Here is a 12,916-nt window from a genome sequence, read left to right as displayed (position 1 = left end):
TATAACTTGTATCTTGGCTATTAATATTGTCAGTATTCTCACTCTCTTCGACATTAGCATTCTTAATTAATCGCTGTAATTGCTGATACACTTCATCGACATTTCCATTTAATTTTATGACTAACTGCGCATCATTTTCTGCTACAGATGTCACATCAACTATTTGTTTCACTTCATTTGCTGTAGAAGGAATTGTATGTTGCATATGAATTGTAATGCACTTCGTGTCATACGTTGCATCAACAATGTTTTCGACACCACCTACAGCTGTAAGAATGTCTTGGGCTTGTTCTTTATATTTATTGCTCATAAATATTACCCCCTCAACTTGATAGTAGAATGAAAATGTATTTACTTACCTCCAATTATAATTGTACCGGTTCAATTTGTAAACGCCGATACAATTATAATATTTTGTGCTATAATAATTACAGACAAAGTGAAACGAGGACAGAATATTGTTAAAGTATGAACATATTGCTAAGCAACTTAATGCGTTTATACATCAATCTAATTTCAAACCCGGTGATAAATTGCCAAACGTGACGCAATTAAAAGAACGTTATCAAGTAAGTAAGAGTACTATCATTAAAGCATTAGGCTTATTGGAACAAGATGGTTTGATCTATCAAGCACAAGGCAGTGGTATTTATGTGAGAAATATTGCAGATGCCAATCGTATCAACGTCTTTAAGACTAATGGTTTCTCTAAAAGTTTAGGTGAACATCGAATGACAAGTAAGGTACTTGTTTTTAAGGAGATGGCAACGCCACCTAAATCTGTACAAGATGAACTCCAATTAAATACAGATGATACCGTCTACTATTTAGAGCGATTAAGATTCGTGGACGATGATGTTTTATGTATCGAATATTCTTATTATCATAAAGAAATCGTGAAATATTTAAATGATGATATTGCTAAGGGCTCTATCTTCGATTATTTAGAATCAAACATGAAACTTCGTATTGGTTTTTCAGATATTTTCTTTAATGTAGATAAACTCACTTCAAGTGAAGCTTCATTACTACAATTGTCTACAGGTGAACCATGTTTACGTTACCACCAGACTTTTTATACAATGACTGGCAAACCCTTTGATTCGTCTGACATCGTATTTCATTATCGTCATGCACAGTTTTATATTCCTAGTAAAAAGTAATAAATACATAAAAACGTCTATATCCCAGTTATAAACTGGAGTATAGACGTTTTTTTACGATAATAACAATGGCTCAAATTGCTATTATCTTGCTTAGGTTTTTCGTTTTAGAAGAATATTGCTACAAAGACAGGCACAACTGCTACAACAACTACACCAACTAACACTAAAGCTATACTTGCCATTGATTCTTCTACAGGTCCTAATTCTTTGGCTGGTGCTACACCTAATGTGTGACCACTTGTTCCAAGTGCTAATCCTCGGGCAATAGGGTTAGTAATTCGGAAAAGCTTCAAGAATTTATTACCTAGGGCATAAATAATGACACCATTTAAAATAACTGCTAATGATGTTAATTCTTTTATACCACCGATACCAGCTGATACTGGTAACGCAATCGCTGTAGTTGCTGCTTGAGGTAACATTGATAAAATAACATCATTGGCAAATTGTGCTAACTTCGCAAAAGTTAAAATAATTAATAACGCTACAACTGTACCGATACCAATACCTCCTATGATACGATGCCAATGTTTAACAAGCACTTCACGCTTTTTATATAACGGAATCGCAAAACAGATTGTTGCCGGTTCTAAGAAGAAGTAAATAATGTCTCCACCTATTTTGTAAGTCTTATACGGAATGCCTGTTAAATAGAGGAAGGCCACACCAAATACCATACTGACAAATAGCGGTGCGAATAAGAAGAAACGATTAGTTTTTTCAAATAATATGGTCGCTAAGAAAAATGGTATAACGGATAACAGTATTCCGAAGTAAGGTGTGTTTAGTGCTAAGTGGTTAATCATGAGCTTGTGCCTCCTCTATTTTGATCTTTTTTGTGACTTTGTCACCTTTAGATCTCGAAGTAACTTTCATAATAATTTGTGTGACATAGCCAGTACAAATAAGTAATAGTATTGTTGAGACGATTATTAGTCCAATGATTAAAAATGGTGCTTGGCTAATGACACCTAAAGAGTTAACAACTGAGATACCGGCTGGTACGAAGAGTAAGCCAATGTTATTTGTTAGTGTCGTTCCTACTTTTTCGACTTCGCCTAACTTAACAGCACCAGTACATAATAATACAAATAATAATACTAAACCGATTACTGATCCAGGCATAGGAATTGGCATAAATGATTCAATTATTTTCGATACAAAGAGTACTAAAGCAATTACAATGACTTGGTGAAAAAAGTGTGCTGGTTTTGATGCGTCTTTTTGTTGTTTCACGACCATTGCCTCCTACGTTTGATTTAACTAAAGTATAGATGGCTCACTTCGATTTGCGTGATTTTTAGTCCGAAATACAAAATATCATAGGTAAAATGCATAAAAAAAAGGATTACTGTTAAAGTAATCCTATCGACGCTTTAAAATCTTTCATAAATGAACGTCCAACTTGCATCTTGACACCATTTGTCAATATTACCATATAAGTGTAGTTAAACCATTGTTGCACTTCTTTAATGTGTTTCGTGTTAATAATATATGAACGATGAATACGTATAAAATAAGTGGGATTCAATCGTTTTTCATAACGATTCAATGGCTCTGTTGTTTCGTATTTATGATTCGTTGTATGTATGGTTGTAATACCATTATGTGTGCCAATCCCAATAATATTTTGTTGCTTTAACATGTGAATTTTATCGTCAATTTCAACAGGTAAGCTTTGATCAAAATTCGCCGACATATCATTCGCAATTGCACTTGCGTTATTATCATCTTTGGCTTTAGTCGCACGCACTTTATTGACTGCTTGTTCAATACGTTTTTGACCAAACGGTTTCAAAATATAGTCTGTCGCATTTAATTCAAATGCCTGTACTGCGTATTGGTCATGTGCAGTTGCAAAAATAATCGCAGGTGGCTCTTTCATCTTTTGAATCTTAGCTCCTAATTCGATCCCATTTTCATCCATTAAATTGACATCTAAAAATATAATGTCATATTGATTGATCAGTAGTGCTTCCAATGTTTCTTTTACATTTTCTGCCTCATTAATTTCTTCAAAACCACCAATTTCATTTAATAAATATGTTAATTCATTACGTGCTAATGGCTCATCATCTATGATTAATGCTTTCATATTTATTCCTCCTCTTGTCTTTCATAAGGAAGTACACACCAAAAAGTGGTACCGCTCGATGTCGATTCAAATTGTAATGCTGCGGATTTTCCAAATAATCCTTTTAGGCGTAAGTTTAAATTTTCTAAAGCACTACCAGTTCCAGATTCTGATTCTACAGATGTTTCTCCCAACAAATGCATTTTATCTTTAGAAATACCCTGACCATTATCTTGTACAATAATACGTACATGTGTTGCAGTTTCTTTAATCACTGACACGTCAATATCGTTACCTTGCTTTCGATTCGTAAACGCATGTTTGATGGCATTTTCAACTAAAATTTGAATTAAAAATGGTGGTACAAGCACATCGCGATATTTGTCTTCAACATTAATATTGATATTAAATCTTCCTGGATAACGTGCTTGTTCGAGTGATAAGTATGCACGCACTTGACTTAACTCTTTATCTAAAGTAATCGTATGTTGCTTTGAGCCTTGTAAATTCGCTCTGAAAAAATAACTCAATTCTAATAGTAACTCTCGTGCCTTTTCGCTATTTATTCTAACTAAAGCTGAAATCGTGTTAATTGAATTGAAGAAAAAATGTGGACTCACTTGTGCCTGTAATGACTTAATCTCAGCATCTTTCAATAACTTACTTTGCGTTTCGGCTTCACCAAGTTCAATTTGGCTACTAAAAATATTTGCCAATCCTTCTGCAAGTTGACGTTCCACAAAAGTTAAATCATTAGGGTTTGTAAAATACATCTTCAATGTACCGACGATAGAACCATGCATCTCAAGTGGTATCACGATAGCTGCTCTAAGCGGGCAATTCGGATGACTACAACCAATCTCTTCTTTAGTATGCACTTCTTTCAACTTTCCTGATTTCAATACATCTTTAGACAGACTTGTTAATATTTCATTTGTTGGTATGTGATGATCACTACCTGCACCTACATGCGATAAGATTTCATTTTTGCTTGTAATTGCTACGGCAGATACTTTCATTAAATTTTTAATAATCATCGCAATTTGCTGTGCCGATTCTCTATTCAATCCTTCTTTAAAATACGGCAATGTCTGGTTCATCAATTGCAGTACATCATGTGTTTGAACAGCCTTCATTTGCTCCTCTTGCTTTAATGTTGAAATGATAATAGACATAAAAATCGCCGTACCGACGCTATTAACAATAATCATTGGTAGTGCAATTAATGATATGAGGTCAACCGCATATGCTTTGTCGTGGGAAAATGTTAAAATGCTCAACATTTGAATCATTTCCATAACAATTCCAATCATGGCACTTTTCGCAATACTCGGGTAACGCTTGCGTCTTTGAGCTTGTAAGCCAAAATAACCAGCAATTATACCGATAAATATAGATGAGATAAGATAAACTTGTGCATCCGCCCCACCCATATACACTCTGAAAATACCTGAAATAACGCCAACAAATAGACCTACAAAAGGGCCACCAACTAATCCTGCGACACCTATCGTTAATACACGTGTGTTAGCTAAAGATACATCATCATCTAAACGGAAGTACACACTTCCTGACAAACTATGTTGATGATCGATGACGATACCAGTTAAATTAGACATTAAGGCAAACAAACTGAAAATAATACATAATTGCCAACGTGCTTTCCATGTACGTCGACGATTCATTAAGTTTTTAAAATATGGAATATTCATCAACACATAGGCCAAAATAATAATTAAACCTACACGCTCAAGTAATAACATTGTTAGCGATAGCACGATAGCACCTCAGTGAATTATAATTATGTTTATTTTATCATAATAGTGCATGTAAAATTCATGAATAAATTATTAAAAAAACACGCTACTATTTAATTATCTATACCATTAAATTTTCATATCAATTTTTATGCTAAGTTGACCATTTTTCTTTTCAAATAATGCTGTTCATATCACTAAATTTCTGTTAAGTATAGCGAAAAACTGCTGACATTACTTTGCCAACAGTTTCTAATCGCGTTATTTATGATACTTTTTTAAATAAAACATGATTCTCTAAATGAACATGCTCATGTGTTAACACTTCAAGTGCTTTTAATCTCTGATAAACGAGTCGCCACGTACCACATGCCTCTATCGGTGGTTCATAGCTAGATGTTAAATCGCTCATTTTCACTAACAATTGTCCCGTTGCAATGTGATCAGATACTAAATCATCAATCACTGTATTAATATCGTTTACTACTTCACCTTGTTCATATTTAATTAGTTTTGGAAAATCAACATCATCTTCTTTTTGCATATGCTCTAACATGCCACTTTTAAATGTATCATATGTTTCTTTTAACTCGACTAAATATGGATGGTTAGGTCCATGTACTTTCGATAATTTCGTCACATAAGGTGTTAAATTTTTAAATTCTTCTCTAAGAGGTTCATGATATGCTGCTTGAATATATTGAATAAGTGACGAAACATTTAAAAATTTAGGGTTAAGCGAACCTGGTGTATTCGTTTGTTCAACGTCATTGAGACGCTGTAATAATTCGTTCAAATCTACATTTTTCTTTTCTAAGGATGCTGCTTCTATACTTACTTGTCCACCGCAACAAAAGTCTATACCTACGCTTCTAAAAATATCTGCTGCTTTCGGATAATCTGTTACTACATCTGCTACTATGTCATTTTTATTTATCATTATAGACGACCTCCTCATTTTCAGTGTATACAATTTAATGTATATGAAAATGAAAATCAGGGAAATGTCATAATCATTTCATAAATAGTAAAATAAAACCCTCAAATCATGTTAGTTCACATAGATTTGAGGGCATTTATTATTTATTTTAGCGAGTAAGTCATATGTGCAGTGTTTAACTTAACAATATTTTTGAAGTCTCGCTTCTTAATATCTTTACTAAGTAAGATTTCCACTTCGTTTTCTGACGTTTGGCTTAACATTCCCATAATCATGTCGTCTTTTAGCACGACACTAGCCATACCTTCTTCAAATACATAACCACGATCCAGACCAGTTAAAATGATTTTGTTTTTACCTTTTAACTTCAATGAGATTGAATCCGTTAATGTAATAGCTGTAAAGTATAACGAAATGTTATTAAAGTCTTTTGTGAAATACGGTGTTAATCTATAAAAATCATTATTCAAATGAATTAATGCACTTGTTTCTGCAGTATATGCATATTTATTACGTTGATTACCAACACGCACTTCAAATACTTCCGTACCTATTTGGACTTCTAAGAAAACATCCCAAATTTTTTCTTTAGGTAAATACGCTTTAATATCTTCTAACATAATGTTAAAACGATATTGTTTATTCGCATTGACACTTAAAGGTACATACATTGTGTGCTTCTTGTTTCGTGAATGTAATTTAAGTCTGACATCATAATGTCCTTCGCCAATCATAAATTCATTTAACGTTAGCTCTGTAACAATTTTATGATTATCAAATTTAAATGCTGTCATTTTCACTTTTGGCTTAGCGATATCAATGCCTTCAAAGTATGGTTCGCCTTCATTGAATTGAATGTTTAATTTACCATCTACAATATCAAAACGGTAGTATTGACCTTGACGGTAACTTTCTTCTACAGTTCTATAGTTGTCTATATCTTTCGCTCTCGCGTAGTGCAACAATGGTCGTAATTTACTCATCACCAATGCATCTACACGTTCTGGAACTGCTTGTATAAAGTCTCCTAGAGCATTAATCCATTGTGGTTGCTCTTCAAGTTTAACTTTAAGTGAGAAGCCATTCGTACGAGAAAAACTAAAATGACGATTTAAAAATTCTGCTAAGATTTGATCTTTATGAGCTTCTTCTAAATCTGCATTTAATATTTCTACAGCAATCAATCTCATGACTTCGTAAAAGTCTTCAGGTGAAACATACGCACTACTCATATGTTCACCTTCACGCTTTGTAGCATAATAATACGCTTTATCACTTAACACACTGATTCGATTTGCATTCAAATATGCTTTCATTGTAAATAATTGATCTTCTGCACTCTTTAATTCTTCTGGAAAATAAATGTCATTATCTTTTAGTAATGCTGTTCTATAGATTTTAGTCGGGCTTAAAGTATAGATAATTCTTGAATTTAACAAAGTAACTTCAGGTGCTGTTTCTTTAAACATAGATTGTGGTACACCACGACCATTAACACCTTTCATTTTAATCAATAAGACATCTGAGTGATGTTCATCAATAAATGCTGCTGCATCCTTTAAAGTCTCTTTGTTTATATAGTCATCGGAGTCCACAAATAATACAAATTCACCTTCTGCTTGTTTTAACGCCACATTTCTAGGTTTACCTGGACCACCAGAATTTGTTTCGAGTTGACTTACTTTCAAGTTCAATTTATTGCGATACTTTTCAACTATTTGTAACGTTTGATCTGTTGAACAGTCATCAACTACAACCACTTCAAATTCAGTTTTCGGAAAATCTTGTTTCGCAAGGCTATTAAGTAATTCTGTTATATACTTTTCTGAATTGTATGTTGGAACTATTACTGAAAATTTCATCATTATACCTCTCCCACTTTGACTACTATATAAACTTAGCTACCAAATAAATTTCTGACTAAACGCTCACTTGATCGGCCATCTTGATATTTAAAATGTTTATCTAAGAATGGAATGACTTTTTCTCCTTCATAATCTTCATTGTCCAAGGCGTCCATTAATGCGTCAAATGATTGCACAATTTTACCTGGAACAAATGATTCATATGGTTCATAAAAATCACGCGTCGTAATATAATCTTCTAAATCAAATGCATAGAAAATCATTGGCTTTTTAAATACTGCATATTCATATATTAAAGATGAATAGTCACTAATTAATAAATCTGTTATGAACAGTATATCATTAACTTCTCTAAAGTCAGAAACGTCAACAAAATATTGTTTATGTTTGTCTGCAATATTAAGTCTATTTTTCACAAATGGATGCATTTTAAATAATACAACCGCGTTATTTTTTTCGCAATATCTTGCTAAACGTTCGAAATCAATTTTGAAAAATGGGTAATGTGCTGTACCATGACCACTACCTCTAAATGTTGGTGCGAAAAGAATGACTTTCTTACCTTTAATAATTGGTAATTCATCTTCCATCTCTTGTTTGATCTGTGTCGCATAAGCTTCATCAAATAGTACATCAGTACGTGGAACACCTGTAGGCACTACATTTTTCTCTTTAATACCAAATGCTTCAGCGTAGAATGGAATATCGGTTTCAGATGATACATAAGCTTTTGTATAGCTACGATGATTTAATGAATCAATAAATGGTCCACCCTTTTTACCAGTACGACTAAAGCCAACTGTTTTAAAGGCACCAACGGCATGCCATACTTGAATAACTTCTTGAGAACGTCTAAAACGCACTGTATAAATCAATGGGTGAAAGTCATCAACAAAGATGTAGTCTGCCTTCCCAAGTAAATATGGCAATCTAAACTTGTCGATGATGCCACGTCTATCTGTAATATTCGCTTTAAAAACAGTGTGAATATCATACTTTTTATCTAAATTTTGACGTAACATTTCGTTATAGATGTATTCAAAGTTTCCAGACATCGTTGGTCTAGAGTCTGATGTGAACAACACCGTATTCCCTTTTTTCAAGTGGAAAAATTTCGTCGTATTAAATATCGCTTTAAAAATAAATTGTCTTGTATTAAATGATTGTTTGCGGAAATACTTACGTAATTCTTTATATTTACGAACGATATAAATACTTTTAACTTCCGGAGTCGTTACAACAACATCAAGGACAAATTCATTAACATCGCTAGAAATTTCAGGTGTAACAGTATAAACCGTTTTCTTCGAAATGCCGCCTTTTCTAAATTCTTTTAGGTAAGTCTGCAATAAGAAATTGATTTTACCATTTTGTGTTTCTAATTCGTTGTATTCTTCTTCTTGTTCTGGCTTTAGATTTTGATATGCATCATTAATCACATCTGGGTTTAACTGTGCAATATAATCAAGTTCTTGCTCATTCACTAATAAGTACTTATCTTCAGGTAAGTAATAACCATTATCTAAGATAGCTACATTGAAACGACAAACGAATTGATTCCCATCTATTTTGACATCATTCGCCTTCATTGTACGTGTCTCAGTTAAATTTCTTAATACAAAATTACTATCTTCTAAATCTAGGTTTTCACTATGTCCTTCAACGAATAACTGAACACGTTCCCAATAGATTTTATCTATATATATCTTACTTTTAACCAACGTTAATTCATCCTTTTCTATTTACATAATCCATTTTAATACTGTTTTACCCCAAGATGTAGACAGGTCTGCTTCAAAAGCTTCTGTAAGATCATTAATTGTTGCAATTTCATATTCTTGACCTTTTAACAACGCTAATTTATCTACAATATCTGGGTATTGAATGTATAAGTCTACAACATCTTGGAAATCTTTTGAACCACTTCGACTACTACCAATCAACGTTAGTCCTTTTTCCAATACTAGACGTGTATTAACTTCTACTGGGAACTCACTTACACCTAACAGTGCAATGCTTCCTTCTGGTGAAATATAATCAATCATTTGATTTATTGCTGATTGGCTACCACGCCCACCAACGCACTCAAATGCATGATCAAATGTTAAGCCTTCAGGTATTTTATTAATAAAGAAGACATCATCAACAAATGAGAAGTGACTCAATTTATAATCTGTTTTACCAAAGACATATATTTTAGACTCTGGATATAATTTACGTAATAAAATGGCTGTAATGTAACCTAAGTTACCATCACCCCAAATACCAAATGTATTTTTATTTGAAATAGATTTCTTTTCAAAACGACGAATAGCATGCAAACTTACTGTTACAAGCTCTGTATATGAAATAATACTTAAATCAATATCATCAGGTAGTGGTACAGCTCTATCATGATTTAGCAACACAAAATCTTGCATAAACCCATCATGTCCACTTGATCTGAAGTAGCTCGATTTTAAATAGTTTTCAGCAATGACATCGTCTTTTTCTGTCGGCGTATTCGGTACCATAACTACTTTTGTACCTTTATTAAACACACCTTTACTGTCAAATACGACCTCACCAACACCTTCATGAATTAAAGACATTGGCAATTTCTGAGATAAGACATTCTCATCACGGCTACCAGTATAATATCTTTGATCGGCAGCACAAATTGACATATATAAAGGACGTACAATGACATAGTCACTGTAAATATCTACGTTGTTATACGTAACTTCAAATTGTCTAGGTGCAACTAATTGATATACTTGATTAATCATCGGCAATACCACCTCGAATAATAGCATTCGCTACTTTTAAATCGTAAGGTGTTGTTACTTTAATGTTATATAACTCACCTTTTACAAGTCGAACCGGTTTGTTTGTTTCTACAATAATCTTACAAGCATCAGATAAAATACTCTTTTGCTCATCACTCAACTGTGCATAGCTTTCTTTTAATAAATTAATATTAAACGATTGAGGTGTTTGACCTTGGTACATTTCATTACGCACTGGAATTGCATCAATCGTTTGATTATCTTTAGATGTAACAATCGTATCTATAGCATCAATCACTGTATCTACTGCACCGTACTCTAAAGCAGCTTGAATATTTTCTTTAATAATACGATGCGTTAAAAATGGTCTAACTGCATCATGTGTCACAATGACATCGTCATCGTTAATACCATTTGTTGATTCAATATGTTTAACGATATTCATAATTGTATCGTTACGATCGCTACCACCTTGAATGACTTCAATTCTTTCATCAGAAATTTTGAATTTTCTAAGTGTATCTTTCGTATGCGTCATCCATTGTTGTGGCGTCGCGATAATAATTTTTTCAAAATCATTAATTAAAATAAATTTTTCTAATGTATGGATTAAAATCGGTTTGTTGTCTAAATCTAAAAATTGTTTAGGTAAAGGTACGTTACCCATTCTTGAGCCTATACCTCCAGCTAGAATACCAGCGTATTTCATAAAATACTTCCTCCATTCAACTATATCTATATTTAATTATTTAAATTTCGTTGCATTTTCCAATTGAAAACTCATTTTAAAATCAAAACTCTAAATGTCTGTGTATTACTTAAAATTATACATATTTTGCTTATATTTTAGCATATTTTGTTTAAACCTATATTACATTATATCAGACGTTTTCATACACAAATAATAACATACAAGCAAACATTTCGTTTATTATTTATATCACTTAACTAATTAATTTATAATTTTTTATTGTTTTTAAGTTATCACTTAAAAATCGTTTGGCAAATTCGTTGTGACGCTTGTCCATCTTCTAATGAACAGAATTTTTGATAAAATACCGTTCGTGCTTCAATATACTCATTTGCAGTCTCATCGATTTGTTTTAATGCATCAATGAGTGCTGTTTGATTTTCAACAATTGGACCTGGCAACTCTTTTTTATAATCCATGTAAAAACCTCTAAGCTCATCGCCATATTTATCTAAGTCATATGCATAGAAAATTTGCGGACGCTTTAATACACCGAAGTCGAACATGACAGATGAGTAGTCGGTAACTAACGCATCGCTGATTAAGTATAAATCCGAAATGTCTTCATAATCTGAAACGTCTTTCACAAAATCATCATGTTCATCAATACGTGTCACAACTAAATAATGCATGCGTAATAAAATAACATAATCATCATCCAGCGCTTGACGCAAAGCTTCTATATCAAAGTTAACATTAAATTGATATGAACCTTCTCGAATCGCTTCATCGTCACGCCAAGTTGGCGCGTACATAATCACTTTTTTATCTAATGGAATATTTAATCTTGTCTTAATACCATTAATATATTCAGTATCATTGCGTTTATGTGATAATTTATCATTTCTTGGATAACCTGTTTCCAAAATCTTATCTCGACTAACATGAAATGCATGTTGAAATATCGATGTCGAATATGGATTAGGTGACACTAGATAATCCCACCGTTGGCTTTCTTTTTTAAAGCCATCTTGGTAATTTTGAGTATTCGTTCCTAGCATTTTAACGTTACTAATATCCAAACCAATCTTTTTTAATGGCGTGCCATGCCATGTTTGTAAGTACGTCGTTCGCGGTGATTTATATAACCAATCTGGTGTACGTGTGTTAATCATCCACGCTTTCGCTCTTGGCATCGCTAAAAACCATTTCATTGAAAACTTTGTAACATATGGTACATTGTGCTGTTGGAATATGTGTTCATATCCTTTTTTCACACCCCATATTAATTGGGCATCGCTATGTTCAGTTAAGTATTCATATAATGCTTTGGGGTTGTCGCTGTATTGTTTACCATGAAAGCTTTCAAAATAAATTAGATTCTTGTTTGGCAATTTTGATAGTAATTTAAAAGTCGTATATATACTATGTTCTATCAATTTTTTAATTGTATTTTTAATCATGTCGTACCTCCGACGTGTTTTTGTAATTATATTAATATGTATGAGCAAGCTCATTGTAACCATGCCTATTATAGCATTTCATCATAAAATACATTTAACCATTACACTTGTCGTTAATTATCATACGAAATACATGATTAATGTACCACTTTAACATAACAAAAAATCGTTATCCATTCATAACGTATGTGT

The 12,916-nt window shown here is 32.8% G+C and carries 12 protein-coding genes; 1 reads left to right on the top strand and 11 read right to left on the bottom strand.

Translation table 11 applies throughout. The features are described 5' to 3' along the window. Positions 1-310 (bottom strand): PTS sugar transporter subunit IIB (locus IDG60_RS14400; protein WP_481906096.1); only part of this gene is annotated, 310 nt, incomplete at its 3' end. A 148-nt stretch (positions 311-458) separates the two neighbouring features. On the opposite strand from IDG60_RS14400, the gene IDG60_RS14395 reads away from it, so the two are divergent. Continuing rightward, on the top strand, positions 459-1,163 hold the full coding sequence (locus IDG60_RS14395) for a GntR family transcriptional regulator (protein ID WP_000922322.1): 705 nt from the start codon (positions 459-461) through the stop codon (positions 1,161-1,163). 107 nt (positions 1,164-1,270) lie between these two features. Here the strand turns inward: IDG60_RS14395 and lrgB are convergent, their stop codons facing one another. The 10 genes from lrgB to tarF all read right to left on the bottom strand — a co-directional run bounded on the left by lrgB (position 1,271) and on the right by tarF (position 12,724). Further along, positions 1,271-1,972, bottom strand: a complete 702-nt coding sequence (lrgB, locus tag IDG60_RS14390) for an antiholin-like protein LrgB (RefSeq protein ID WP_000607067.1) — start codon at positions 1,970-1,972, stop codon at positions 1,271-1,273. Next, positions 1,965-2,408 carry an antiholin-like murein hydrolase modulator LrgA gene (lrgA, locus tag IDG60_RS14385; RefSeq protein WP_001793213.1) on the bottom strand — a complete coding sequence of 148 codons (444 nt, stop codon included), beginning with the start codon at positions 2,406-2,408 and terminating at the stop codon, positions 1,965-1,967. Before lrgA ends, lrgB begins: the two co-directional genes overlap by 8 nt. Positions 2,409-2,520: 112 nt before the next feature. Further along, positions 2,521-3,261 (bottom strand): response regulator transcription factor LytR, encoded by a 741-nt coding sequence (locus tag IDG60_RS14380; RefSeq protein WP_000645452.1) that lies wholly within the window; start codon positions 3,259-3,261, stop codon positions 2,521-2,523. A 2-nt stretch (positions 3,262-3,263) separates the two neighbouring features. Further along, positions 3,264-5,018 carry a sensor histidine kinase gene (locus tag IDG60_RS14375; RefSeq protein WP_000950281.1) on the bottom strand — a complete coding sequence of 585 codons (1,755 nt, stop codon included), beginning with the start codon at positions 5,016-5,018 and terminating at the stop codon, positions 3,264-3,266. Positions 5,019-5,262: 244 nt separating this feature from the next. Then, positions 5,263-5,937 carry an iron-sulfur cluster repair di-iron protein ScdA gene (scdA, locus tag IDG60_RS14370; RefSeq protein ID WP_206160833.1) on the bottom strand — a complete coding sequence of 225 codons (675 nt, stop codon included), beginning with the start codon at positions 5,935-5,937 and terminating at the stop codon, positions 5,263-5,265. Positions 5,938-6,080: 143 nt separating this feature from the next. Beyond that, positions 6,081-7,802 carry a poly(ribitol-phosphate) beta-N-acetylglucosaminyltransferase gene (tarS, locus tag IDG60_RS14365; RefSeq protein ID WP_114290915.1) on the bottom strand — a complete coding sequence of 574 codons (1,722 nt, stop codon included), beginning with the start codon at positions 7,800-7,802 and terminating at the stop codon, positions 6,081-6,083. Positions 7,803-7,834: 32 nt separating this feature from the next. Beyond that, the gene (gene tarL, locus IDG60_RS14360; RefSeq protein ID WP_000240920.1) at positions 7,835-9,523 is read right to left on the bottom strand and encodes a teichoic acid ribitol-phosphate polymerase TarL; all 1,689 of its coding nucleotides are present in this window, start codon (positions 9,521-9,523) and stop codon (positions 7,835-7,837) included. A gap of 21 nt (positions 9,524-9,544) precedes the next feature. Further along, complete coding sequence (locus IDG60_RS14355) at positions 9,545-10,570, bottom strand: ribitol-5-phosphate dehydrogenase (RefSeq protein WP_000610204.1); 1,026 nt, start codon at positions 10,568-10,570, stop codon at positions 9,545-9,547. Next, complete coding sequence (locus IDG60_RS14350) at positions 10,563-11,279, bottom strand: D-ribitol-5-phosphate cytidylyltransferase (protein WP_000872486.1); 717 nt, start codon at positions 11,277-11,279, stop codon at positions 10,563-10,565. Before IDG60_RS14350 ends, IDG60_RS14355 begins: the two co-directional genes overlap by 8 nt. Positions 11,280-11,554: 275 nt before the next feature. After that, the gene (gene tarF / locus IDG60_RS14345) at positions 11,555-12,724 is read right to left on the bottom strand and encodes a teichoic acid glycerol-phosphate transferase TarF (RefSeq protein WP_000594811.1); all 1,170 of its coding nucleotides are present in this window, start codon (positions 12,722-12,724) and stop codon (positions 11,555-11,557) included. Positions 12,725-12,916 lie beyond the last annotated feature (192 nt).

Source organism: Staphylococcus sp. EG-SA-2 (assembly GCF_017152085.1).
Note: the sequence above shows the minus strand (reverse complement) of the source record. Positions and strands in the feature narration are given on the sequence as shown.